The organism is Burkholderia sp. E168m22, from assembly GCF_001319805.1.
GTDB lineage: Bacteria > Pseudomonadota > Gammaproteobacteria > Burkholderiales > Burkholderiaceae > Burkholderia > Burkholderia orbicola.
This window is the reverse complement of record NZ_BBSK01000123.1, coordinates 1-23,238: the sequence shown is the minus strand read 5'-3', so window position 1 is coordinate 23,238 and position 23,238 is coordinate 1. Positions and strand designations below refer to the sequence as shown.

The following is a 23,238-nucleotide window of genomic DNA, read 5'->3' as shown; positions in this document are numbered from 1 at the left end:
CGCCGCCGCCGGCTCTGCCGGTGCGCGGCGCGCGTCGTTGCGGGCGACCGGCGGGGGCAACCGGCCGGCGGCGGCCGACGGTTGCGAACGGCCGACGTTGCGGGCTTCGATGAGGGCGAACGTGCAGAAGAGCTTCAAGGGAATCCCGTGGTGGGGCTGGGCCTCGGCCGCGGTGCTGTATGTCGGCGTGGCCGGCGCGGCCGTCGATTTCGCGTGGGAACGCGCGATCGACGCGCTCGAGGAGGCCGGCGCGCACCGGCTCGACCTGTATGCGTCGAGCCTGAAAAGCGAGCTCGGCCGCTTCGAGATCCTGCCCGGCCTCGTCGCGCGGCAGGACGGCGTGCGCGCGATGCTGAAAGCCGCGCCGAACGATGCGCCCGAGCTCGTGCATGCGGTGAACACCTACCTCGAAGCCGTGAACCGCGACGCGGGCAGCGGCGCGGTCGACGTGATCGATCTGCAAGGCGACGTGATCGCCGCGAGCAACTGGAACGAGACGATCAGCTTCGTCGGCACCAACGTGTCGTACCGGCCGTACTTCAAGGACGCGCTCGCGCGCGGCAGCGGCCGCTTCTTCGGCATCGGCACCAACACCGGCGTGCCCGGCGTCTACTTCGCGAGCGCGGTGCGCAGCGACGGCGTGCCGATCGGCGTGGCCGCCGTGAAGATCAGCGTCGACCCGCTCGAATCGGCATGGCGCGCGCCGGGCGTCGCCGCGCTGGTCGTCGACAGCAACGGCGTGGTCGTGATCTCGACCGAACCCGCATGGAAATTCACCGCGCTGCGCCCGATCACCGCGCAGCAACAGCGCGACATCCAGGCGTCGCGCCAGTACGCGGGCCGCACCGTCGACGCGCTGCCCTACCGCCACATCGGCGACCGCAGCTCGGCCGCGTGGTTCGGCACCTTCCCCGATCCGCGCCACGCCGGCCGCACCACGCGCTATCTCGTGATGTCGCGCCCCGCGCCGCAAGCCGGCGATTCGCTGATGGTGCTGCTCGACATTGCGGGCGCGCGGCGCCAGCAGCAGACGGCGTTCGTGTTCGTCACCGGCGCGTTCCTGATCGCCGCGCTGCTGGCCGGCTATGCGATCCAGCGCCGCCGGGCGATCCTCGCGCGGCTGAGCGCGCAGGACGCGCTGCGCCGCGCGAACGACCGGCTCGAACTGACCGTCGCGCAGCGCACGGCCGCGCTGACGGCCGCGAACGAGCGGATGCAGCGCGAGATCGACGAACGCGAACGCACCGAGCAGCGGCTGCGCGCGTCGCAGCAGGAAGTCGTGCACGCAGGCAAGCTCGCGGTGCTCGGGCAGATGGCCGCCGGCCTCACGCACGAACTGAACCAGCCGCTCGTCGCGATCCGCACGCTGTGCGACAACGCGCGCACCTTCTTCGAGCGCGGCCAGCCGGCGCCGGCGCTCGCGAACCTCGAACGAGTCGGCAAGCTGGTCGACGGCATGGCCGTGCTCACCGGCGAGTTGAAGACCTTCGCGCGCAAGCCCGACGTCGAGCGCGTCGCGGTGTCGCTGAACGAGGCCGTCGCGCATGCGCGGCTGATCTACGATGCGCGGATTCGCGACGAAGGCGTGCGGCTCGACGTGAACATCGCACCCGGCACGACGGTCTCGGCCGAATCGAGCCAGTTGCAGCAGGTGATCGTGAACCTGCTCGGCAACGCGCTCGACGCGGTGCACGACGCACCGGTGCGCCGTATCGTCATCGAGGCGGCCGAAACCGGCGATGCGGACGATGCGACCAACGCCGGCCGCGTGCGCCTGGCGGTGGCCGACAGCGGCGCCGGCATCGCGCCCGACGTGCTGCCGCACCTGTTCGAGCCGTTCGTGACCACCAAGCCGCGCGGCCAGGGCCTCGGGCTCGGGCTCGCGATCACGTCGCGCATCGTCGAGGCGTTCGGCGCGAGGATCACCGCGACGAACCGCGACGAAGGCGGCGCGCAGTTCACCATCGAATTCGCGGCGGCAACGCCGCAACAGAGGACAGAGCATGGAAGATGAGATTCGGGTGCTGGTCGTCGAGGATGATGAAAACGTCCGGATCGGCGTCGAGCAGGCCGTCGCGCTCGCCGGGTTCCCGGTCGACGCGTTCGCGTCGGCCGCCGACGCGCTCGCGCACGTCGCGCCCGGCGCGCCGGTGGTGATCGTGTCGGACGTGCGGATGCCGGGCATCGACGGGCTGCAGTTGCTCGACCGCGTGATGGCCATCGATGCGCAGATCCCGGTCGTACTAATCAGCGGCCACGCGGACATCTCGACGGCCGTCGGCGCGATGCAGGTCGGCGCGTACGACTTCATCGAGAAACCGTTCTCGTCGGACCTGATCGCCGGCCGCGTCGCGCGCGCGGTCGAGAAGCGTCGCCTGACGCTCGAGGTGCAGGGGCTGCGCGCGGCGCTGAACAACTGGCAGGGCATCGAGGCGTTCGTGCTCGGCAAGTCGCCCGCGATGGCCGACGTGCGCAAGAAGATCCTGCGCCTCGCCGATACGTCGGTGTCGGTGCTGATCACCGGCGAGACGGGCACCGGCAAGGAACTGATCGCGCGCAGCCTGCACGACTTCGGCGGTCGGCGCGACGCGCATTTCGTCGCGCTGAACTGCGGCGGCCTGCCCGAGCAGGTGTTCGAGAGCGAGCTGTTCGGCCATGAGGCCGGCGCGTTCACCGGTGCGATCAAGAAGCGCATCGGCAAGATCGAATGGGCGGACGGCGGCACGCTGTTCCTCGACGAGATCGAGACGATGCCGATCGCGCTGCAGATCAAGATGCTGCGCGTGCTGCAGGAGCGCGTGGTCGAGCGGCTCGGCGCGAACGACCTGATTCCGGTCGACTGCCGCGTGGTGGCCGCATCGAAGGCCGATCTCGCCGAACTCGCCGCCGACGGGCGCTTTCGCGCGGATCTGCTGTATCGCCTCAACGTCGCGCAGATCGAGTTGCCGCCGCTGCGCGAACGGCGCGAGGACGTGCCGCTGCTGTTCGAGCATTTCGTGCTCGCGGCCGCGCGGCGCTTCGGGCAGCCGGCGCCGGTCGTCACCGCCGCGCAGGTGTCCGAACTGATGATGCACGCGTGGCCCGGCAACGTGCGCGAACTGCAGAACGTGGCCGACCGCTTCGTGCTCGGGCTGACCGGCGACAGCCTGCTGTCGTCCGGCGGCGCACCGACGGCCGGCAGCACGCTCGCGGAACAGCTCGCGTATTTCGAGCGGATGCTGATCGAGGACATGCTGCGGCGTCACAACGGCAACGTCGCGGACGCGAGCGAGGCGCTCGGCATGCCGAAGAAAACGCTCTATCACAAGCTGCGCAACCTGCGGATTCCCGCGCGCGGCGACGCGGCGGCCGACGGCGGCGAATGACGCGCACGAGGACACGCACCCCAGCATGGATCGCATCGACATCACCGACCACGGCCGCATCGCCGGCCATTTGATCCGCGGCGTCACGCGCGCGCAGAAAACCTTCCGCCCGAGCGACTGGCCCGAGCGCCTCGCGGGCGTCATCACGCTGTTCGTCGGCGAGCGGCGGCCCGGCTATCCGTGCGCGCTGTCGCGGCTCGCGATGCCGGTCGTCGACGGCGGCGTCAAATGCCTGTTCGTGTCCGACGAATTGCGCGCCGTGTGCGCCGATGCGTTCGAGTTCGCGATGCAGTTCGCGGCCGACAATGATCTGCCGGTCGAGCTCCAGGGCGTGCCCGCGTTGACGGTGCGCTGACGCGTGGGCTGCGGCCGGCGCCCTAGGGCACTTCGCCGAACAGCGCTTCGAAACCGTTCTTGCACAGCCTGAGTAAATCCTCGGGCTCGATCTGCCGGTCGGGCCGCGGAATGTCCGCCGCTGCACGAATGGTGTCGTTCACTTCAGCGAAAAATGCGCCGACGCCCGCATCGAGGGACCTGCGCTGAGCATCCGACAACGTGGGTTCGAGGCGCTTCCAGACCGGGACAAGCTCGTCCTCGATCGCGCCGCCAAAAAGGAGCATCGCATCGTGGATGTAAAGCACATCCTGAGCGCGCTTTTCCGGAATCCTGTCGTCACGAATCAGCAGCTTCTGGACCATGAAGCTCACCGGATTGGGGATACGTAGGTCGACCAGTGCATCGCCACACCCTGACTCCTCGGCGGGAATCGTCACGAGCCAAGGTTCGTGCAGCAGTATCTCCAGATGGCGCAGCTTCTGTGAAACAACGCCGGCATTCGCCTCCGTTGCGTCTTGCTCCATCCGCCTCGTGACCTTGTTGCGCCGCAAGAGGCTACCTGTCAGCGGCGTAAGAAATTCTGCGTAAAACCCGTTGGCTTGCTTGCCGAGGGTGTAACGCATCGCCGGCGGTTTGAACCCGCCGGCGAAATTCGGTTCCTCCTTGAAACCCGCGCTTTCGAGCGCCTTCTTGATATCTCCTTCGAGTACCTCGCGTTCTGCGTACGCGACGTCGGCATCCTGCGTGAAGATCGGCTTGTGGTCGGGCTTCCAGGCACGCGGCTCATACGAATAGAGCCGAAAAGCCCAGCCTCCGATGAAAACGATCCTGGCTCGCCACGGCGCCAACGTCATCGCGAGATTGCTGAAATCGGCCAATTCGCTCACGCACCTTCTCCAGTCACGTTCACGAGCACGCCGTGCTCCAGTTCAGCCGCCTGCTCCGCCCCGCGCGCCGGGTGAGCGGAAACGTCGAGCCAGGTCTGGATGATGTCCGTGACCGGCAAACCATCGCGGTAGACAACACCCCGCCCCAGTGATTGGGGAAAGCCAGGCTGTTGCAAGACGAGATCGGGGCGCTCGCCCTCTTTGGCCCGACGCAGTGGTCGCCAGTTTTCGGCTTCCATCAGGCTAGGGACCCAGACCGTTGGCGGGACGCCGCTGACATGGCCGACACCGAGTGCATCGGCCGCGGCAAAAAGGCCGAGCGTGCCGCCCTCATTCTTGAGCACCTTGCGCAACTGGACGTCCGGCGCGGCCGGCACAAGAAACTTCATCGGCACCGCCGCTGCCTGCCTCAGGTATTCAGCCTTCCAGCGTTGAGCGAGTTTTCGCCGTTGCACGACCTTCAGGAACGGCTTCGTCTCGATGAAACCCTCCTGTTTGAGCGCATGGATCAGTCGCGTCGCCGTCATTACCGAGACATCGGCGGCACGCGCGAGGTCGGTGGCCGTGGTGTATCGCCGGCCCTCCGCACCGATAAGGTTCTCTCTCTTGATATCGATCGCGAGCAGGAGCTTGAGCATCCACTGGTTCAGATCCGAGAATGCCAGCCCCGGCTGGACACTGCGACTACGGCTGTAGGAGCGAGTCGACTGCCCCGGATGCTCGGAAATATCCAGCCCCGGAAACCGGACATATCGCGTTCCGTCGGCCGAGAGTACGGCGAAGGGCTCACGGTCGGCGAACTCAGCGTGAAAATCGGCCAATCGCTGGATGAGCGACGGCGGAGCACTGCCGACCCAAATCAGAATCGCGGGCCGCATCTTCTGCCGTTTCGCGTATGCACGTGCCTCGAGGAGCGCCTGAGCAAAGAGCGCGGTAACGCGATCAGCACGCCCCTCGTTGAACGTCTTGAGGTTCGCGACGTACGTTTGGCCCTTGTCATTGCTCAGGATGAGGTCTCCGACATGATCCTGAGCAATCTCCTCGACCACGCGCCACCCCTCTGCTTTCTCGAACAACGTCCGGAAAGCGTCAAGCGCAACGCGCGCCGGCATAGGGTTCGGCAGCGATCTCATATCACACTCACTTGGCCAAGTGATATCACTTGGGCGCGTTAAATGACATGGCCATGTTATGACCATCTCGACCACGCCGCAAGTGTCCCTCGCTCCGACATCGCTTTCACACCGTCATTGTTGATGCTCGGCCACCGAGATCCTCTATGTAGGAACCCCACACGGATGCAGCCGAGTCGTATGCGAATCGTCAGTCCCCTCAGCCCGACAAGTGTTTCCAGCCGAGCCATCAATAAAATTGATCGTGACGATGAAAATTATGCGTTTTCCTTGCAGGTCGCCGTGATGCATAGTTGCGTCGTGTTGACGCACCTTTGAGTCTTTCAGTCATGAACATGCGAATCGAGCCGTCCGTGCTCGCGAACCCCGACCTGCAATTTGCGACGCTTTCGTCAGGCATCAGCCTGCCGTATGTCGAGCGGGGCAGCGGTGCGCCGATGGTGTTCGTGCACGGCTCGCTGTGCGACTACCGCTACTGGGATCCGCAACTGGCGGCGCTGTCGGCCCACTACCGCTGCATCGCGCCGAGCCTCAGCCACTACTGGCCGGCCGTCGAAGCGGGCATCCAGGACGAGTTCAGCTGGCAGAACCACGTCGACGAGCTCGCCGAATTCATCGACGCGCTCGATCTCGGCCCCGTGCACCTGGTCGGCCATTCGCGCGGCGGCAGCGTCGCGTTCAACGTCGCGCGCCAGCATCCGCACCTCGTCGAGTCGCTGACGCTCGCCGATCCGGGCGGCCCGCTCCAGCAGCCGGGCGTGCGCGAAGCCGCGCTGCCGGCCGCCGCCCTCGCGCTGCGCACGAAGGCCGTGAACCTGATCGATCAAGGCGACGTCGAAGCCGGCCTCGAGATGTTCGTCGATTCCGTGAGCCTGCCCGGCGCATGGAAGAAGAGCACGGCGCGCTTTCGCACGATGGCGATCGACAACGCGAGCACGCTGCCGAAGCAACTGCGCGACCCGCTGCCCGCGTATTCGCAGCACACGGCTGGCGACATCGCATGCCGCACGCTGCTGATCGACGGCCAGCGCAGCCCGAAGATGTTCCGCCACAACGTCGACACGTTGTCGCAGTGGATCGGCCATGCGCAACGGCAGACCGTCGCCGGTGCGTCGCACGGGATGAATGCGGCGAGTCCGGCGGTGTTCAACCGTTACGTGCACGAGTTCGTCGCCGCGTAACGCGAGCGGGCGGCATGCGCGCCGCCCGGCCTTCCTCTTTCTTGCAGAAGCGAAACGTCGCGGGTGCCCGCATCGTTTCGCATCCCTCTGCATCCGTCTACATTACGCCACCGGCGCCGCCTTGCGCGTCACCGCATCCGGCAACCCGAACACGCTGTCGAACGCCCAGTTGTACGTGAACGTGAAGATCGGGAAGAACACGATCAGCACCGCGTCGTACAGGAACGCCTGCCATAGCGACACGTCGAGCCACCACGCGATCAGCGGAATCAGGAACGTCACGAGCGCGACCTGGAACCCGATCGCATGCACGACACGCCGCCCGACGGTGCGCGTCGTTTCCGCCCGTCGCCGCTCCCACGCCTCGAACCCGAGGTTGTACAGAAAATTGACGGTGACGCCCGTCGTCGAGATCATCACGCCGAGCAGCCCGCTCGTCGCCGCGCTCGCGCCGCTCAGCATCCCGAGCACCGACGACGCGACGAGGATGCCGAGCACCTCGAACATCACGACGTAGACTATGCGTCTCTTCCATCCTTGCATGACCGACCACCCTCATATCGAACAATGTGGCGAGACTACAGCGGGCACTGCATCCGCCAAAGTCAGGTCCTTTCAATTTTTCTGACAGGAGGCGGCCGACCATGCTGACCAGCGATCACATCGACATGCTGCTGACCGTCATCGACAAAGGCTCGTTCTCGGCCGCCGCGCGTGCGCTCGGCCGTACGCCGTCGGCGGTCAGCATGGCGATCGCGAACCTCGAGGCCGAGCTCGACCTCGTGCTGTTCGACCGCGGCACGCGCGAGCCCACGCCGACCGCCGCGATGGCCGCGCTGCTGCCCGATGCGCGCGCGATCGCCGAACGGCTGCATGCGCTGCGTGCGCATGCGCAGCACTTGTCGGAAGGCGTCGAGGACACGCTGCGGCTCGGGCTCGCGGCCGAAATCGACGGCGTGCCGATTGCGCGCGCACTGACCGCCGTGGCCACGAAATATCCGGCGCTCGCGGTCAGCGTCGTCACGGCGCCGCAGGATGCGATCGTCGACGCGCTGCATCGCGGCACCGTCGATCTTTGCGTCGCGTACGGCGGGCTCGATCTTCATCCGCAGGAACAGATTCACGCGCTGTGGACCGAGACATTGATCGCGGTCGCCGCGCCCGGCCATCCGGCGATTGCCGAAGCCGCACATCCGGAAGCGATCGAGCGATTGTCGGGGTTTCGGCAGATCGTGATCGCCGATCCGGAGCGGCCGTTGACCGACGTGCGGCCGCTGATCGGCAATCGCACGTGGAAGGTCACCGACATGGGCACCGCGATCGCGCTCGTGAAGGCCGGTCATGGCTGGGCGAATTTGCCGGAATCGGTCATCGGCCGGTATGTGGCCGACGGCGAACTCGCGCCGCTCGTGTTCGCGAACATTCGCAACGGGTTGCCGCTGCCGGTGTATTTGCGGCGGCCGAAGCATACGGGGCTCGGCAAGGCGGCGAGCGAGCTGGTACGGGCTCTGCGGGCTGAACGCGCCGACACCTGAGCGCCGCCACTGATGACAGCATGCGTCAACTAGCGGGGCGCGCGGCGGGACGCCGCCGCACCGCCGGAAGGCGCTGGGTGAAACCGACCGTTAGTTGCGAAACACGGTGCAATGAAGAAGGTGCTTCATCGATTTCCGTGGACGTCGCCTTCCGTTCCGGCGTGGTCGCTTATCGGCACGTTGCCCGGAAAGTCAGCGGATAAGCTGTCCGAAAACCCGCGCCCACGCTGCCCGAAGGCGTCGCGCGCGGTCTTCGAGGAGATAGGAAGCCGCCAGCGCCAAGAGACCTGAAATTACCCCGGTCACGATGTGCTCGACATAGGGAATACGGTAATGACTCGTGTGCGAGTAGGCGTCGCCCAGCGTCGTCAGGACGCCAACGACCAGCGCATTGCCGTATCGATGCGCGTAGAGTTTCCCCACCGGCGTGAAAGTCAGAAGTACCGCCAGGAGTCCGGTCAGCAGACCCGTATGAAATGCGATGGTCCAGTGGGGGAGGCTCGTGATGTTTCCCCAGCTCCCCGGCATGCAGGTCATGCACGCAGTGGTTGGCTGCCAGAAACGCTGGACGAACAGCCTGACGCGGTGCTTCCACTCGGTTGACATGATGCGTTCCCATCAATGCCGTCGCCACGGCCGGCGCCGCCACACGTATCGTTGAAGCAGTTTCCCAACGCTTGACGAGCCTGCCGCCGTCGTCACGGGATGGTCGGCCGTCCGCCGAAGAGACCCGGCAATCACCTGGACATGGGGAAATACTACTCCACGATCAAATGGCCGCTGTGTCGACCGAGACCGGAATTCGACACTTGCTTCTATCGGCACGGCCCCGTCCGCGACGCGCATCGAACGATGCCCTTGCACGCGAAGTCGACGACGGGCGCCCTGAAGCGCGACGACCCATAAAAGAACCCCGGCATGCAGACCTGAGCCTGCATGCCGGGGTTCTTCGCTTCACGGTCGGCAAGCGACGAATCGCCCGCCGTTCGCGCTTACCGCGCAGCTACGTCAGCCTTGCCAGACGCCGCATCACCCACCGCCGTCGGCGCCGGCGCATTCCCCCACCCGCCGCCCAGCGCGCGGATCAGGTTGACGGTCGACACCGCCTGCGCCCCCGTCAACTGGTTCGCCTGCAACTGCGACTGCAACACCGACCGCTCACTGTCGATCACGTCGAGATACGCGACCTCACCTTCCTGATATTGCGTGCGCGACAACGTCGCCGCCCGACGCGACGCGTTGACGGCCGCATCCTGCGCGCGGATCTGATCATCGAGCAAACGCAGATCAGCAAGATTGTCCTCGACCTCGCGGAACGCGACGAGCACCTGCTGCCGGTAGTTCGCGACCTGCTCGTCGTACTGCGCGCGCGCCTGCTGCACACCAGCAGCCCGCCGCCCGCCGTCGAACAGCGGCAGCGTCAGCGCGGTGCCGGCGAACGGCCCGAGCAGGAACGTGCGGCTCGACCACAGGAACAGGTTGCCGAGCGTCGACGCTTCATACCCGAACGACCCGGTGATATCGAGCTTCGGGAAGTACGCCGACTTCGCGAGCCCGATCCGCGCGTTCGCGGCCGCCATCGCGCGCTCGGCCGCCGACACGTCCGGGCGGCGTTCGAGCAGCGCGGACGGCAGGCCCGGCGGAATCTTCACCGCGACCGGCACGATCGGCGTTTCCTTGAACGCGAAATCCGCAGGCGCCTTGCCGAGCAGAATGGCCAGCGCATGCTCGGACGCCGCGCGCCGGCGCGCGACGCCGACCGCATCGGCCTGCGCGCTCGCCAGTTCGTTCTTCGCGCGCGACACGTCGAGCTCGCTGATGTCGCCTTCGTTGAAGCGGCGCTGCACGAGCTTCAGCGCCTGCTCGCGCAACTCCACCGTGCGGCGGTACAGGTCCTGATCCGAATCGAGCTGACGCAATTCGAAGTAGTTCTGCGCGACGTCGGCCTGCAACGCGAGCTGCACCGAGCGGAACAGCGCTTCGCTCTGCGCCTGGTCGGCGCGCGACGCCTCGACGTTGCGGCCGACGCGGCCGAACAGGTCGGCTTCGTACGACACCGTGCCCTGCGCGCGCCACAGCGTCGCGTTGGTCGGGCCGGTGCCCTGCGGCTGGAACTGCGACGCCGACGACAGCCCCTCGCGCGTCGGCCCGAAACCAGCGCCGACCTGCGGGAACCATTGCGAGCGTGCCGACCGGGTCGCCGCACGCGCTTCCTCGACCCGCGCGGCCGCGGCCTTCAGGTTCTGGTTCGCGGCGAGCGCCTGCGTCTCGAGCGAATCGAGCACCGGGTCGCCGAACACCTTCCACCATTCGCCGCGATGTTCGCCGTCCGCCGGCTCGGCCGTCTTCCACGTGCCGGCCTGCTCGCCGGCGGCGAGGGTCGGCGCTTCCTTGAACGCGGCGGGCGCCGCCGCGTCCGGACGCTTGTAATCGGGGCCGACCGCGCACGCGGCGAGCAGCGTCGCGAGCAGGGTGCTCGCGGCCGCCACCTTCGCGAAGCGCATCAGGCCGTTCGTGTTGTGCAAGTTATTCATTTTCTGGTCCTCAAGCATCGGGCGCCGGCACGCCGTACCCCGTCGAATCCTTGCCGGCGACGTGGATCTTGCCGCCCGCGAGCGTACGCAGCACGACGTAGAACACCGGCGTCAGCATCAGCCCGAACAGCGTCACGCCGAGCATCCCGAAGAACACCGCGACACCCATCGCATGGCGCATTTCCGATCCGGCGCCGGTCGACGTGACGAGCGGCACCACGCCCATGATGAAGGCGATCGACGTCATCAGGATCGGGCGCAGCCGCAGCCGGCTCGCCTCGATCGCGGCCTCGAGCGGCGTCCTGCCGTCGTGTTCGAGCTCGCGCGCGAATTCGACGATCAGGATCGCGTTCTTCGCCGACAGCCCCACCAGCACCATCAGGCCGATCTGCGTGAAGATGTTGTTGTCGCCCTGTGTGAGCCACACGCCCGTCAGCGCCGACAGAATGCTCATCGGCACGATCAGGATCACCGCGAGCGGCAGCGTCAGGCTTTCATACAGCGCGGCGAGCACGAGGAACACGAGCAGCACGCTGATCGGGAACACATACATCGCCGAATCGCCCGCGAGGATCTGCTGGTACGTGAGGTCGGTCCATTCGAACCGCACGCCGCGCGGCAGCGTCTCGTGCGCGATGCGCTCGACCGCGGCCTGCGCCTGCCCCGACGAGAAGCCGGGCGCCGGGCCGCCGTTGATGTCGGCCGCCGTGTAGCCGTTGTAGCGCACGACCATTTCCGGGCCGAACGTCGGCGTCACCGTCACCAGCGACGACAGCGGCACCATCTCGCCCTTGTCGTTGCGGGTCTTCAACTGCAGGATGTCGTCCGCGCGCTGACGGAACGGCGCATCGGCCTGCACGCGCACCTGGTACACGCGCCCGAAGCGGTTGAAATCGTTCACGTACAGCGAACCGAGATACACCTGCATCGTGTTGAACACGTCGGTCACCGGCACGCCGAGCTGCTTCGCCTTCACGCGGTCGAGATCGACGTTGAGCTGCGGCACGTTGATCTGGTAGCTCGTGAACAGCGGGCCGAGTTCAGGCGCCTGCTGCGCGCGCTTGATGAAGTCGTTGGTCGCATCCGACAGCTTCGCGTAGCCGACCGCGCCGCGATCCTCGATCTGCATCTTGAACCCGCCGAGCGTACCGAGGCCGAGCACCGGCGGCGGCGGGAACACCGCGACGAACGAATCCTTCATCGCGCTGTACTTCTGGTTCAGCGCACCCGCGATCGCGCCGGCCGACAGCGCCTTGCCGTGCCGTTCCGAGAACGGCTTGAGCGTGACGAACACGATGCCCGCGCTCGAGCTGTTGGTGAAGCCGTTCACCGACAGCCCCGGGAACGCGACCGCGCTCTCGACGCCCGGCTGCTTCAGCGCGATCGAACCCATGTCGCGGATCACCTTCTCGGTGCGGTCGAGCGAGGCGCCGTTCGGCAGCTGCGCGAACGCGATCAGGTATTCCTTGTCCTGCGCGGGCACGAAGCCGCCCGGCACGACCTTCGACACGAGCACGGTCGCGCCCACCAGCACGAGGTACACGCCCAGCATCAGCGTCTTGCGCGACAGCACGCCGCGCACGCCGCGGCCGTAGTTCTCCGCGCCGCGATGGAACACCTTGTTGAAGCCGCGGAAGAAGCCGCCGAGCACGCGGTTCATCACGCGCGTGAGCCAGTCCTCCTTGTCGCCGTGACCCTTCAGCAGGATCGCCGACAGCGCCGGCGACAGCGTCAGCGAGTTGAACGCCGAGATCACCGTCGAGATCGCGATGGTCATCGCGAACTGCTTGTAGAACTGGCCGGTCAGGCCCGACATGAACGCGAGCGGCACGAACACGGCGACGAGCGTCAGCGCGATCGCGATGATCGGCCCGCTCACTTCCTGCATCGCCTTGTAGGTCGCCTGCCGCGCGTTCATCCCGCCCTCGATGTTGCGCTCGACGTTCTCGACGACGACGATCGCATCGTCGACCACGATCCCGATCGCGAGCACCATCCCGAACAGCGACAACGCGTTGATCGAATACCCGAACGCCAGCAGCAGCGAGAACGTGCCGATGATCGACACCGGCACCGCGATCAGCGGAATCAGCGACGCGCGCCAGGTCTGCAGGAACACGATCACGACGATCACGACCAGCGCGATCGCTTCGAGCAGCGTGTGCACGACGGCCTTGATCGACGAGCGCACGAACTGCGTCGGGTCATAGACGATCTTGTAGTCGACGCCCGCCGGCATGTCCTGCTTCAGCTCGGCCATCGTCTTGCGCACTTCGTCCGAGATCTGCAGCGAGTTCGCGCCGGGCGACTGGTTGATCGCCATCGCGACGGCCGGCTTGTTGTCGAGCAGCGAGCGCAACCCGTATTCGGATGCGTCGAGCTCGATCCGCGCGATGTCGCGCAGGTGCGTGACGCCGCCGTCCGGCGTCGTCTTCACGACGATGTCGCCGAATTCGTCTTCCGTCTGCAGGCGGCCGCGCGCGTTCACCGACAGCTGCAGCGGCGTGCCGGGCAGCGACGGCGATGCGCCGATCACGCCGGCCGCGACCTGTACGTTCTGCTCGCGGATCGACTGCACGACGTCCTCGGCCGACAGCCCGCGCTGCGCGACCTTCTGCGGATCGAGCCACACGCGCATCGCGTAGTCGCCCGAACCCCACAGCTGCACCTGACCGACGCCCTGGATTCGCGACAGGCGATCCTTCACGTTGATCAGCGCGTAGTTGCGCAGGTAGGTCATGTCGTAGCGGTTGTCCGGCGAGATCAGGTGGACCACCATCGTCAGCGTCGGCGAGCTCTTCACCGTGGTGATGCCGAGCCGCTGCACGTCTTCCGGCAAGCGAGGCAGCGCCTGGTTCACGCGGTTCTGCACGAGCTGCGTGGCCTTGTCCGGATCGGTGCCGAGCTTGAACGTGACGGTGATCGTCATGTTGCCGTCGCTGTTCGCCTGCGACTGCATGTAGAGCATGTCCTCAACGCCGTTGATCTGCTCTTCAAGCGGCGACGCGACCGTCTCGGCGATCACTTTCGGGTTCGCGCCCGGGTACTGCGCCTTCACGATCACGGAAGGCGGCACGACTTCCGGATATTCCGAAATCGGCAGCAGGAACATCGCGATCACCCCGCCGAGCAGGATGATCACCGATAGGACTCCTGCAAAGATCGGCCGGTCGATAAAGAATTTGGAAATGTTCATGTGTGGCTCTGTCTGGTTGAACGCGGATGCGAAGCGGCGCGCCGCTTACGAATCCGCCTTCGCCGGTGCGGCCGGCTTCGCGGTGCTCGCGAGCGGCGCGGACGGCTCGTCGCCGCCCGTCATCGGGACCATGTGCGGCTTCACCTGCGCGCCGGGACGCACGCGCTGCGTGCCGTTCACGACCACGCGGTCGCCGGCGGCAAGGCCGCTCACGATCACGCGCCGGTTGCCGTGCTGCATCCCCGGCTGCACTTCGCGATACGACACGCGGCCCTGCTGATCGACGACGAACACGAACTTCTTGTCCTGGTCGGTGTTGATCGCCGCGTCGTCGACGAGCAGCGCCTCGTGCGGCGCGCTGCCGCCCACCTTCACCCGTGCGTACAGGCCCGGGACGAGCGTGCCGTCCGCGTTGTCGAAGCGCGCGCGCACGCGGATCGTGCCGGACGACGTGTCGAGCCGGTTGTCGACCGAATCGATCTCGCCGCTGCGCGAGTAGCCGGTTTCGTTCGCGAGGCCGAGCTCGACCGGCACCTTGCGGCCGCTGCGCGCGCCGTTGATGTATTGCAGGTAGGTCTGCTCGTCCGCGTCGAACGATGCGTAGATCGGCGACACCGACACCAGCGTCGTCAGCGGCGCGGCCGATGCGCCGGCCGACACGACGTTGCCGAGCGTGATTTCCGCGCGCGACACGCGGCCCGATACCGGTGCGGTGATGCGCGTATAGCCGAGGTTGATGCGGGCCGTTTCCAGCGCGGCTTCGGCGGCCTTCAGGTTTGCGTTCGCTTCGCGCGCCGCGTTCTGCTTCTCGTCGTAGTCGCGCTTCGCGATCGCGTTGTCGCCGATCAGCCGCTGCGCGCGCTGCCAGTCGGTCTGCGCATAGCCGTTGCGCGCCTGCGCGGCCGCGAGCTGCGCGGCGGCGCGGTCGACTTCCGCCTGGTACGGGCGCGGGTCGATCACGAACAGCACGTCGCCCTTCTTCACGAGCGCGCCGTCCTTGAAATTCACCGCGACGATCGTGCCCGACACCTGCGGGCGCACGTCGACTTTCTCGACCGCCTCGAGGCGGCCCGAATAGCTTTGCCAGTCGGTCACGGTCTGCGGCACGACGGTCGCGACGTCGACTTCGGGCAGCGGCGCCGCCGCTTTCTCGGGGGCGTTCGCGTTGACGCGCATCGCGCCGAACGTGCCGAGGCCGACGACGGCGAGCGTGACGATCGCCGCGGTCGCGATTCGTGAACGGGAGGTGCGTAGGATGGCCATGTGGATCTCCAGGAAACGTGGATTGGTCTGGTTATGGGTTATTCGGGACGGTTCGGCTGGCGCGCCTGGAAGCGGCACTGGAAGAAGCGCACGGCTTCCTCGAATGCGGCTTCGTGCGTGGCGAGCGCGGCGTGCGTGATGTCCGGATAGCGGATCACCTGCGTGAGCACGCCGGACGAGATCAGGCAGCCCGCATATTTCTCCGCTTCGACGTGCAGCACGTCGTTCTGCGCGGTGACGACGAGCGTCGGCGGCAGCCCCGCGAGGCGCACCGATTCGATCGGCGCCGCGTACGGGTGCATGCGCTGCGCCGCCTGCGGCAGATACGCGCGATAACAGGCCGCGCATTCGCGCGCGGTGATGTCGGACGCGAGACGCTCGGCGTCGCCGATGCGCGTCATGCTCGGGTCGAGCATCGGTCCGAACAGCGCCTGCGCGGCGATCGACACTTCGCCGCGGTCGCGGGCGATGAAGGCGAGGCAGTTCGCGAGCTGGCCGCCCGCGTCGTGCCCGGCGACCCCGATCTTCTTCGGGTTGCCGCCGAACGCGCGGGCACGCGTCGCCGCCCACACGGCGGCGCGATACGCATCCTCCGGCGCGGCGGGAAAAGGAAAGGCCGGCGCGAGCGAATAATCGACCGACACTACGAGCGCTGGTAAGCGTTCTGCTAAAAAACGCGCGGCGAAATCGGCGTCCTCGAGCGACCCGCGGACGAAGCCGCCGCCGTGGAAATAAAGCACTACTGGCAGCCCGGTCTTGTCCGGGCGGCGGTAGAGGCGCAGCACGATGTCCTGTGCGTAGCCGGGAATTTCCACTTCGGCAACCGTCAGCGCCGCGCCCGTCAAGGCTTGAGCGGGCAGCGCGGCTTTCAGGAATTTGCTGAATTCAGAGGCGTCCATGACGATGCAGCATCCATTTCGAGATGGAACGAATTCTGGGTCCGGCAGACATTGGGATAAATGCCTATAATCCGGCAACACAATTCAACGCCCCCGAACAATCCGAGGCTGCGTTTACCCACGAGGTAGCGCAGCCTTCTTGTTCCGGCGGCAAATTAAATTGCGGAGGTTGTGATGGACCGGCTTCAGGCCATGCAGGTATTTACTCGCGTCGTCGATACAAGCAGCTTCACCAAGGCAGCAGAAACGCTCGGTTTGCCGCGCGCGTCCGTCACGACGATCATCCAGAATCTCGAAGCCTTCCTCGGCGTGCGGCTAATGCACCGGACCACGCGCCGGCTGTCGCTCACGCCGGACGGCGCCGCGTACTACGAACGATGCGTGCGCATCCTCGCGGACGTCGAGGAAACCGAAGCGAGCTTCCAGGCCAACAACCGGAAGCCGCACGGAAAGTTGCGTATCGACATGCCGGGCTCGATCGGGCGGCTGCTCGTGATTCCGTCGCTGTGCGAATTCCACACGCGCTATCCGGACATCGACCTGCAGCTCGGCCTGTCCGACCGGCCCGTCGACCTGCTGCAGGAAGGCGTCGACTGCGTGATCCGCGTCGGTGCGCTGCAGGACTCGTCGCTCGTCGCCCGCCGCGTCGGCCTGTTCGAATGCGTGACGGTCGCGTCGCCCGACTATCTCGAGCGCCACGGCGAGCCGCAGACGATCGACGACCTCGGCCAGCACAAGGCCGTCAACTACTTCTCCAGCCGCACGGGCCGCACGATCGACTGGACCTTCCTGATCGACGGCAAGGAAGTCGAGATGAAGATGGAGGGCATCGTGTCGGTGAACGATGCGGATGCGTACGTGACGTGCGGGATCGAGGGCTTCGGCCTGATCCAGCCGCCGCTGTTCATGGTGCTGCCGCACCTGCGCGAAGGCCGGCTCAAGGAAGTGCTGCCCGGGGTCAAGCCGCTGCCGATGCCGATCTCGGTCGTGTATCCGCATAGCCGCCATCTGTCGCCGAAGGTGCGCGTGTTCGTCGACTGGATCGCCGAGGTGTTCGACCGCTGCCCGCTGCTGAGCGGCAAGGGCAGCCTCGACGCGACGTGCAGCAAGCGCACGTTCGAGGAGGCCGAGCGCGCGCCGGTGCTCGATACGCCGGTCATCAACGAGTGGGTCGCGTAATCGTCTGACCTCCACGCGCGGGCCTCGCCGCCCGCGCGTCGTCCCGCCTCAGCGCCGCCTGGGCACGCCTTTCAAGCGCGGCGCCCCCGATCCTTCCCGAATCCGCAGTAAACCTTTGCACGACCCGCGGCAATCGGCCACCGTGTCGTTGCGCGGTGCCGCCGCGCGTCCCGGCGAAGCCCGCGCCGCGGGGCTCCCGGCCATTTCCGCATAACCCTGCCGGCGGTGCGGATGACGATTGTTCCACTGACACGACAATTCAATTCGCGTCTGCCGCATTTATCGCACCGGAACAGATACCTAGAGTAAACCCTGTCGCGCAACCTCGTTGCGCATCGAACAGATCCCGCCTGGCGGGACCGGAGTCAGCGCCCAGGCGCCAGCTCCGACATCTCTAGGAGTGACGCCATGAACCGCCGCCATCTTCTCTCGGCCCTTGCTCTCACCCTCGCCGTGTCCGCACCGGCCTTCGCCGATTCGGGTACGCCGCACGCCGGCGACTACGCCAACACGTCGTGGTACTCGCAGCACAACGGCCCGCGTACGCGCGCCGAAGTGCGTGCGGAAGTCGAGCAGGCACGCAAGGACGGCACGCTCGCGTACCTGCGCAAGGCGACTTCGTATCCGCAGGGGCTCGAGCTAGCCCAGGGCCCGTATCGTCCGCTGCCGGAAGGCAACCAGCTCGCCGGCGGGGGCCGGTAAACGCGCGACGCCGCGCAGCGGATTGCCCGATGCGCGGCGTCTCGAACTATCTTGTCGACGACTCGCTGAGTCAATTAGTTGCAGGAGCACATGATGAACGACCAACTTCCTTCGCCGCTCGATCACTGGGACGACACCACGCCGGTATGGACGCCGTTCCGTTCGACCCAGCAATCGCATTGACCGCATTCACTGCCTTGACCGCCGACTGAGTCGCCGTCCGGCCTTCAACGCCGCGGCACCCCGTCGCGCCATTCGCCCCAGTGCGTGACGATGTCCTGCACGAGCGGATTGCCCGCGCGGTACAGGTTCTCGGTCGCCGGCGCGAAGCCGCCTTGATCGGCGTAGTTCAGCAGGTTGTCGGCGCTCGTCTGCCCGGCGTACGGCCGATCGAAATCGGACCCCGTGCGCAGCACGGCCACGCGCGACAGGTCGACCCGCTTCACGCTCGCCGCGCGCTTGAGCGCTTCATACGTCGCGTTGTCTTCCTGAGCGGTCATGCAGTAGGTGCCCTTGCCGTCCGTCAGGATCTTGGTCCACTGGCGCGCGCGCTCGCCGATCAGCGTGCCCGAGAACCACGTGTTGCCCGATGACGTATCGCACTGGATCACCGTCGGCGGCCGGTTCGCCGGCGCATACGTGAACTTCGCGCGCGCGGCCTGCGCCTGTGCGCTGTCGGCGAGCACGACGTTGCGCGACAGCGCATACGCGGCATCGGTCAACTGCGGGTTGAGCTGGAACACTTCGGTGCGATAGTCGAGCGGCGGCTTGTCGTTCGGGCTCTTCGTGTTGATGCCGAGATAGCCGGTGTTCCAGCCGGCCGGAATCTCGCGCGCATCGAGCTCCCACTGCAAGCTGAAATCGACGAGGTATTTCGACCACGCGGCCGATCCGACCGTGCCCTGTGCCGGGTCGACGCCCGCGATGCCCGAGACCAGGAAATACGTGCGGCGCAGATCGAAGCGTTGCGAGAACGTGAGCGCCATGATCGTCGCCGATGCGTTCGCATAACCCATGCCGGTCGTGACCACGCACACGTCCTGCTTGTTGCAGTGGACCGCCGGATAGTCGGGCGACAGGCCGGGCACGGTGACGTCACGCCACGGGCCGAGCCGGTCGAGCCACGCCTGGCCTTCCGGCCCGAACATCGTGATGATCATGACCTTGACCGGGCGGCCATGCGAGCCGGTCTCGGCGAATGCTGCGTTGCCGGCATCGTTGCCCTGGTTGTCCTGCGCGATCGACGGCGCGGTCGCACAGGCGGCAAGCGAGAATGCAGCGGCGGAAAGGATGGAGCGAGTCAGCATCGGCGTTCCTTGTTTCGGTGATTGGGTGAGAACGGCTGTCGGAGACTGCGCGACGAGTATAGAACGAGCGTGCGCGATGCGGAACCCGACTACGAAACGGCCGGCGGTGTTGCGTGCGAACGGCTGCGTGGTGCGCAACGGAAATCGCGTATTCGCCACGGCCTTGCAAACATCAGGAATGCTATCGGGTTCGTCGCCGTGCGCGATATCGGCCGCTTTGCGCCGCGCTACACGCGCATCAGCCCCGCGACGCCGTAACCGAGCACGACGAGTGCGGCGACCACATGGCTCGCGGCCAGCCACCCCGGCGATTTCACGAAGCGCCCGATTGCGCCGCCGCCGAACGCGAACACGAGTTGCCCGATGAGGCTGCCGGCAAACACGCATGCGGCACCGAGCAGCCAGTGTCGATGCGCACCGGCGGCAGCCGTCGCATAGCCGTAGAACAGCAGGATGGTCAGCGGATTCGCGAGCGTGACGAAGAACATCGCCATGAACGGGCGATTGCCCGGCGGCGGCACTACGTCGCCATCGAGCGTGCGGCGCCGGTCGCGCAGCGCCTGCCACAGCATCCGCGCGCCCATCGCGAGCAGCACGAGCGCACCGACCATGCGGAACAGCGACAGATGCGACGCCAACGTGCCCGCGAGCATCGCGCCGATCGTGAACGCGACGACCGCATGACAGCCGTCGGCCGCGGCCACGCCGATCGCCGCGCGCACGCCGGTCGCCGTGCCGGCGCGCATGCCGTAGTTCGCGATCATCAGCGCGACGGGCCCGACCGACAGCGCGATCATCAGCCCGAACAGGAAGTCGTTCATCGGTCGTCGATGCCTTCAACGGAAGGCATCGATTCTATCGACCGACGGCGCTCCAGCTTGAGAAAAAATACGTCAGGCGACGTCGACGCGTGCGGGCCCGTCCACCATCTCGCCGATCACGGCCGCGCGGTCGAAACCGTCGGCGCGGAAGCACGCGAGCACGTCATCGACGGTCTCGGGCGCACACGCGACCAGCAGCCCGCCCGACGTCTGCGGATCGGTCAGCAGCGCCTGCGCGACGGGCGGCAGGCCATCGGCGAGCCGGACATCGGTGCCGTACGCGGCCCAGTTGCGGCCCGACGCACCGGTGAACACGCCGTCGGCCACGAACGTCTCGACGCCCGCCAGCCACGGCAGCGACGCATAGTGCACGCGCGCGGTGAGTTGCGCACCGCGCGCCAGTTCGAGCGTATGGCCGAGCAGCCCGAAGCCCGTGACGTCGGTCAGCGCATGCACGCCCGGCAGCGCGGCAAGCTCGGCGCCCGGCCGGTTCAGCTTGGTGGTCATCGCGACCATCTGCGCGTAACCGTCGGCATCGAGCTGGTTCTTCTTCAGCGCGGCCGACAGTACGCCGACGCCGAGCGGCTTGCCGAGCACGAGCACGTCGCCCGCGCGCGCGGCCGCGTTGCGCTTCACGCGCGACGGATGCACGACGCCGATCGCCGCGAGCCCGTAGATCGGCTCGACCGAATCGATCGAATGGCCGCCCGCGACCGGAATGCCGGCCTCCGCGCACACCGATTCGCCGCCGCGCAGCACGGCCGCGATCGTCTCGTGCGGCAGCACGTTGATCGGCATGCCGACCAGCGCGAGCGCGAGGATCGGCTTGCCGCCCATCGCATAGACGTCGGACAGCGCGTTGGTGGCCGCGATGCGGCCGAAGTCGAACGGATCGTCGACGATCGGCATGAAGAAATCGGTGGTCGCGACGATCGCCTGCTCGTCGTTGAGCCGGTAGACGGCCGCGTCGTCGGACGTCTCGGTGCCGACCAGCAGATCCGGGAACAGCGCGGGCGGCGTCGCGCGCTTGAGCAGCTCGGACAGCACGCCCGGCGCGATCTTGCAGCCGCAGCCGCCCCCGTGCGACAGGCTCGTGAGGCGCGGAACGGCAGGCTGGGCTTGGGTGGCTTCGGTCATCGTCGGCATCCGGTGAATAACAACGTTCCATTATCGACAATTCCGCGCGAACGCGCCCGATACCCACATAATTGACGGCCCCACTTCCGCCCCTCCCGTCCGCCCTTCGTTCATGGATCACCTGTTCATCGGCCTCGTGCTGTGCTCCGCGCTGCTGCACGCCATCTGGAACGCGTTTCTCCACGTCAGCGAAGACCGGCTGGTCCAGCTCGGCACGATGTCGCTGCCGTATCTCGCGTTCGGCATCGCCGGCGCCGTGCTGCTGCCCGCGCCGGCGCCCGCCGCGTGGCCGTACGTCGCCGCGTCCGCCGTGCTCGAGGTCGCGTACTGCTTCACGCTGGCGCGCGCGTACCGCAACGGCGAGTTCGGGCAGATCTATCCGATCGCGCGCGGGATCTCGCCGCTGCTCGTATCGGTGCTGGCGCTCGCGATGCTGCACGAGCGGCCGACGCCGTTCGGCTTCGCGGGCATCGCGCTCGTGTCGTTCGGGATCATGTCGCTCGCGCTGCGGCGCGGCTTCCGGTTTTCCGGCGAAGGCGTGCCGTATGCATTGCTCACGGGCGTGTTCATCGCCGCGTATTCGATCTGCGACGGGATCGGCTCGCGCGTGTCCGGCAGCGCGCTCGGCTATATCGCATGGGTGTACCTGCTGTGGAGCGTGCCGCAGCTCGTGCTCGTCTGCGCGGTACGCGGCGGCCCGCGCGCGGTGCTCGGCTCGCGCTCCGCCCTCACGCAAGGCGCGATCGCCGGCACGATCTCGCTCGCCGCTTACGGGATCGTGATCCTCGCGTACCGGCACCTGCCGGTCGCGACCGTGTCGGCGCTGCGCGAAACGAGCTCGATCTTCGCGGTCGCGATCGGCTGGTTCGTGATGCGCGAGCGGCCCGGCGCGCAGCGGCTTGCGGCGTGTGCGCTGGTGGTCGCGGGCGCGGCGTTGATCCGGCTGTAATGCCCGAACCGGGCGCCTGGTCAGTGCCGGTGTTCACGACTGATTCGGCGGAGGGCTCCGTCCGCACCGCTGAGTTTTGCAATACCGCCCGCCACTCTTGCCGTATCAGGAAGAGGCATGAATCAGTTGGCGATTCCCGTTCGACGACGCGAAAATGGGCTGGCCAGTCGCGCACAAAAAATTCTCTCGTCGTCGCGAAGCCGTCGCGAAGCGTATCGAGCCTCGATCGGCCTTTGACGGCATCACGACGAGCCGATATTGCCGTGCTCGCACGTCAAGCCGCCGCAACAACCCCGCCGAACGCCCGCTCGTCGATCGCCTCGGCAAGCGTCGCGAACGCGGTCGCGATCTCGTCTTCCGGCACGCACGCATAGCCGAGCAGCAACCCCGAGGCAGCCCGCGAGCGGTCCGCGTAATACCCGGACAGCGGCCGCACGACGATGTTGCGCGCCAGCGCGGCCTGCGCGACCGCGCGATCGTCGACGCCCGCCGGCAATTGCGTGACGAGATGCAGCCCGGCGTCGCTGCCGAGCGCGTGCAGCGTATCGCCGTAGCGCCGCGCGACCGCCTCGAGCAGCACCTCGCGGCGTTGCCCGTACAGCGTGCGCATCTTGCGGATATGCGACACGAAATGCCCTTCCGCGATGAATTCGGCGAGCACGGCCTGCTGCAGCAACTGCCCTTCGCGATACAGCTCGGCGCTCGCGGTCGCGAAGCTTTCCGCGAGCGGCTCCGGCGCGACCAGATAGCCGACCCGCAGCCCCGGGAACAGCGTCTTGCCGAAACTGCCGACGTAGATCACCTGCCCGGCCGT

Annotated in this window: 20 protein-coding genes; 8 read left to right on the top strand and 12 right to left on the bottom strand. The window is 67.0% G+C overall.

What is annotated here, in order from left to right; translation table 11 throughout:
* Window positions 1-109: 109 nt before the first annotated feature.
* The 3 genes from AP428_RS28880 to AP428_RS28870 are packed head-to-tail and all read left to right on the top strand — an operon-like array spanning window position 110 to window position 3,720.
* Complete coding sequence (locus AP428_RS28880; RefSeq protein WP_011546860.1) at window positions 110-2,014, top strand: ATP-binding protein; 1,905 nt, start codon at window positions 110-112, stop codon at window positions 2,012-2,014.
* Window positions 2,004-3,365, top strand: a complete 1,362-nt coding sequence (locus tag AP428_RS28875) for a sigma-54 dependent transcriptional regulator (protein ID WP_011546859.1) — start codon at window positions 2,004-2,006, stop codon at window positions 3,363-3,365. The genes AP428_RS28880 and AP428_RS28875 overlap by 11 nt, the downstream gene beginning before the upstream one ends.
* A gap of 25 nt (window positions 3,366-3,390) precedes the next feature.
* Window positions 3,391-3,720, top strand: a complete 330-nt coding sequence (locus AP428_RS28870; protein WP_011546858.1) for a DUF3579 domain-containing protein — start codon at window positions 3,391-3,393, stop codon at window positions 3,718-3,720.
* 22 nt (window positions 3,721-3,742) lie between these two features.
* Here AP428_RS28870 and AP428_RS28865 read toward each other — a convergent pair whose 3' ends face one another.
* Complete coding sequence (locus tag AP428_RS28865) at window positions 3,743-4,588, bottom strand: GSU2403 family nucleotidyltransferase fold protein (protein WP_011694865.1); 846 nt, start codon at window positions 4,586-4,588, stop codon at window positions 3,743-3,745.
* Window positions 4,585-5,721 (bottom strand): RpiR family transcriptional regulator, encoded by a 1,137-nt coding sequence (locus AP428_RS28860; RefSeq protein WP_011546856.1) that lies wholly within the window; start codon window positions 5,719-5,721, stop codon window positions 4,585-4,587. Before AP428_RS28860 ends, AP428_RS28865 begins: the two co-directional genes overlap by 4 nt.
* A 329-nt stretch (window positions 5,722-6,050) precedes the next feature.
* On the opposite strand from AP428_RS28860, the gene AP428_RS28855 reads away from it, so the two are divergent.
* Entirely contained in the window at window positions 6,051-6,902 is an 852-nt protein-coding gene (locus tag AP428_RS28855; RefSeq protein WP_011546855.1) for an alpha/beta fold hydrolase, read from the top strand.
* Between the two features lie 102 nt (window positions 6,903-7,004).
* Here the strand turns inward: AP428_RS28855 and AP428_RS28850 are convergent, their stop codons facing one another.
* A complete protein-coding gene (locus tag AP428_RS28850; protein ID WP_006480451.1) occupies window positions 7,005-7,445 on the bottom strand; it encodes a PACE efflux transporter in 441 nt (146 codons plus the stop codon).
* 101 nt (window positions 7,446-7,546) lie between these two features.
* On the opposite strand from AP428_RS28850, the gene AP428_RS28845 reads away from it, so the two are divergent.
* Window positions 7,547-8,437, top strand: coding sequence for a LysR family transcriptional regulator (locus AP428_RS28845; RefSeq protein ID WP_011546854.1), 891 nt, complete (start codon window positions 7,547-7,549; stop codon window positions 8,435-8,437).
* A 192-nt stretch (window positions 8,438-8,629) separates the two neighbouring features.
* On the opposite strand, the gene AP428_RS28840 is transcribed toward AP428_RS28845, so the two are convergent.
* The 5 genes from AP428_RS28840 to AP428_RS28820 form a co-directional block, all read right to left on the bottom strand.
* On the bottom strand, window positions 8,630-9,043 hold the full coding sequence (locus tag AP428_RS28840; protein ID WP_011546853.1) for a hypothetical protein: 414 nt from the start codon (window positions 9,041-9,043) through the stop codon (window positions 8,630-8,632).
* A gap of 386 nt (window positions 9,044-9,429) precedes the next feature.
* The gene (gene opcM / locus AP428_RS28835; RefSeq protein ID WP_011546852.1) at window positions 9,430-10,971 is read right to left on the bottom strand and encodes a multidrug efflux transporter outer membrane subunit OpcM; all 1,542 of its coding nucleotides are present in this window, start codon (window positions 10,969-10,971) and stop codon (window positions 9,430-9,432) included.
* A gap of 10 nt (window positions 10,972-10,981) precedes the next feature.
* Window positions 10,982-14,167: a multidrug efflux RND transporter permease subunit CeoB gene (gene ceoB / locus AP428_RS28830; RefSeq protein WP_011546851.1), complete on the bottom strand. Its 3,186-nt coding sequence runs from the start codon at window positions 14,165-14,167 to the stop codon at window positions 10,982-10,984.
* Window positions 14,168-14,212: 45 nt separating this feature from the next.
* Window positions 14,213-15,430, bottom strand: a complete 1,218-nt coding sequence (gene ceoA, locus AP428_RS28825; RefSeq protein ID WP_006480447.1) for a multidrug efflux RND transporter periplasmic adaptor subunit CeoA — start codon at window positions 15,428-15,430, stop codon at window positions 14,213-14,215.
* A 38-nt stretch (window positions 15,431-15,468) separates the two neighbouring features.
* Window positions 15,469-16,329 carry an alpha/beta hydrolase gene (locus AP428_RS28820; protein ID WP_012339341.1) on the bottom strand — a complete coding sequence of 287 codons (861 nt, stop codon included), beginning with the start codon at window positions 16,327-16,329 and terminating at the stop codon, window positions 15,469-15,471.
* A gap of 174 nt (window positions 16,330-16,503) precedes the next feature.
* Between AP428_RS28820 and ceoR the strand changes: the two genes are divergently transcribed.
* Both ceoR and AP428_RS28810 read left to right on the top strand, forming a co-directional pair.
* Entirely contained in the window at window positions 16,504-17,508 is a 1,005-nt protein-coding gene (gene ceoR, locus AP428_RS28815) for a putative multidrug efflux transcriptional regulator CeoR (protein WP_011694866.1), read from the top strand.
* 408 nt (window positions 17,509-17,916) lie between these two features.
* Window positions 17,917-18,210 carry a DUF4148 domain-containing protein gene (locus tag AP428_RS28810; RefSeq protein WP_006480444.1) on the top strand — a complete coding sequence of 98 codons (294 nt, stop codon included), beginning with the start codon at window positions 17,917-17,919 and terminating at the stop codon, window positions 18,208-18,210.
* Between the two features lie 227 nt (window positions 18,211-18,437).
* Here AP428_RS28810 and AP428_RS28805 read toward each other — a convergent pair whose 3' ends face one another.
* From AP428_RS28805 to selD, 3 genes are all read right to left on the bottom strand, one after another.
* A complete protein-coding gene (locus tag AP428_RS28805; RefSeq protein WP_011546848.1) occupies window positions 18,438-19,517 on the bottom strand; it encodes a purine nucleoside permease in 1,080 nt (359 codons plus the stop codon).
* Between the two features lie 227 nt (window positions 19,518-19,744).
* A complete protein-coding gene (locus AP428_RS28795) occupies window positions 19,745-20,338 on the bottom strand; it encodes a LysE family translocator (protein ID WP_011546847.1) in 594 nt (197 codons plus the stop codon).
* Between the two features lie 72 nt (window positions 20,339-20,410).
* Window positions 20,411-21,475: a selenide, water dikinase SelD gene (selD, locus tag AP428_RS28790; RefSeq protein ID WP_082409442.1), complete on the bottom strand. Its 1,065-nt coding sequence runs from the start codon at window positions 21,473-21,475 to the stop codon at window positions 20,411-20,413.
* Window positions 21,476-21,587: 112 nt separating this feature from the next.
* Here selD and AP428_RS28785 point away from each other — a divergent pair, with 112 nt between their 5' ends.
* Window positions 21,588-22,424, top strand: a complete 837-nt coding sequence (locus tag AP428_RS28785) for a DMT family transporter (RefSeq protein ID WP_054928439.1) — start codon at window positions 21,588-21,590, stop codon at window positions 22,422-22,424.
* A gap of 274 nt (window positions 22,425-22,698) precedes the next feature.
* On the opposite strand, the gene AP428_RS28780 is transcribed toward AP428_RS28785, so the two are convergent.
* Window positions 22,699-23,238, bottom strand: a 540-nt coding sequence (locus tag AP428_RS28780) for an aminotransferase class I/II-fold pyridoxal phosphate-dependent enzyme (protein WP_156349357.1), incomplete at its 5' end; no start/stop codon positions are given.

Bases quoted from the DNA above. Each gene is read 5' to 3' on its own strand.
- AP428_RS28880 (WP_011546860.1), top strand. From the start codon at position 110: ATGAGGGCGAACGTGCAGAAGAGCTTCAAGGGAATCCCGTGGTGGGGC.
- AP428_RS28875 (WP_011546859.1), top strand. From the start codon at position 2,004: ATGGAAGATGAGATTCGGGTGCTGGTCGTCGAGGATGATGAAAACGTC.
- AP428_RS28870 (WP_011546858.1), top strand. From the start codon at position 3,391: ATGGATCGCATCGACATCACCGACCACGGCCGCATCGCCGGCCATTTG.
- AP428_RS28860 (WP_011546856.1), bottom strand. From the start codon at position 5,721: ATGAGATCGCTGCCGAACCCTATGCCGGCGCGCGTTGCGCTTGACGCT.
- AP428_RS28855 (WP_011546855.1), top strand. From the start codon at position 6,051: ATGAACATGCGAATCGAGCCGTCCGTGCTCGCGAACCCCGACCTGCAA.
- AP428_RS28850 (WP_006480451.1), bottom strand. From the start codon at position 7,445: ATGCAAGGATGGAAGAGACGCATAGTCTACGTCGTGATGTTCGAGGTG.
- AP428_RS28845 (WP_011546854.1), top strand. From the start codon at position 7,547: ATGCTGACCAGCGATCACATCGACATGCTGCTGACCGTCATCGACAAA.
- AP428_RS28840 (WP_011546853.1), bottom strand. From the start codon at position 9,043: ATGTCAACCGAGTGGAAGCACCGCGTCAGGCTGTTCGTCCAGCGTTTC.
- opcM (WP_011546852.1), bottom strand. From the start codon at position 10,971: ATGAATAACTTGCACAACACGAACGGCCTGATGCGCTTCGCGAAGGTG.
- ceoB (WP_011546851.1), bottom strand. From the start codon at position 14,167: ATGAACATTTCCAAATTCTTTATCGACCGGCCGATCTTTGCAGGAGTC.
- ceoA (WP_006480447.1), bottom strand. From the start codon at position 15,430: ATGGCCATCCTACGCACCTCCCGTTCACGAATCGCGACCGCGGCGATC.
- AP428_RS28820 (WP_012339341.1), bottom strand. From the start codon at position 16,329: ATGGACGCCTCTGAATTCAGCAAATTCCTGAAAGCCGCGCTGCCCGCT.
- ceoR (WP_011694866.1), top strand. From the start codon at position 16,504: ATGGACCGGCTTCAGGCCATGCAGGTATTTACTCGCGTCGTCGATACA.
- AP428_RS28810 (WP_006480444.1), top strand. From the start codon at position 17,917: ATGAACCGCCGCCATCTTCTCTCGGCCCTTGCTCTCACCCTCGCCGTG.
- AP428_RS28805 (WP_011546848.1), bottom strand. From the start codon at position 19,517: ATGCTGACTCGCTCCATCCTTTCCGCCGCTGCATTCTCGCTTGCCGCC.
- AP428_RS28795 (WP_011546847.1), bottom strand. From the start codon at position 20,338: ATGAACGACTTCCTGTTCGGGCTGATGATCGCGCTGTCGGTCGGGCCC.
- selD (WP_082409442.1), bottom strand. From the start codon at position 21,475: ATGACCGAAGCCACCCAAGCCCAGCCTGCCGTTCCGCGCCTCACGAGC.
- AP428_RS28785 (WP_054928439.1), top strand. From the start codon at position 21,588: ATGGATCACCTGTTCATCGGCCTCGTGCTGTGCTCCGCGCTGCTGCAC.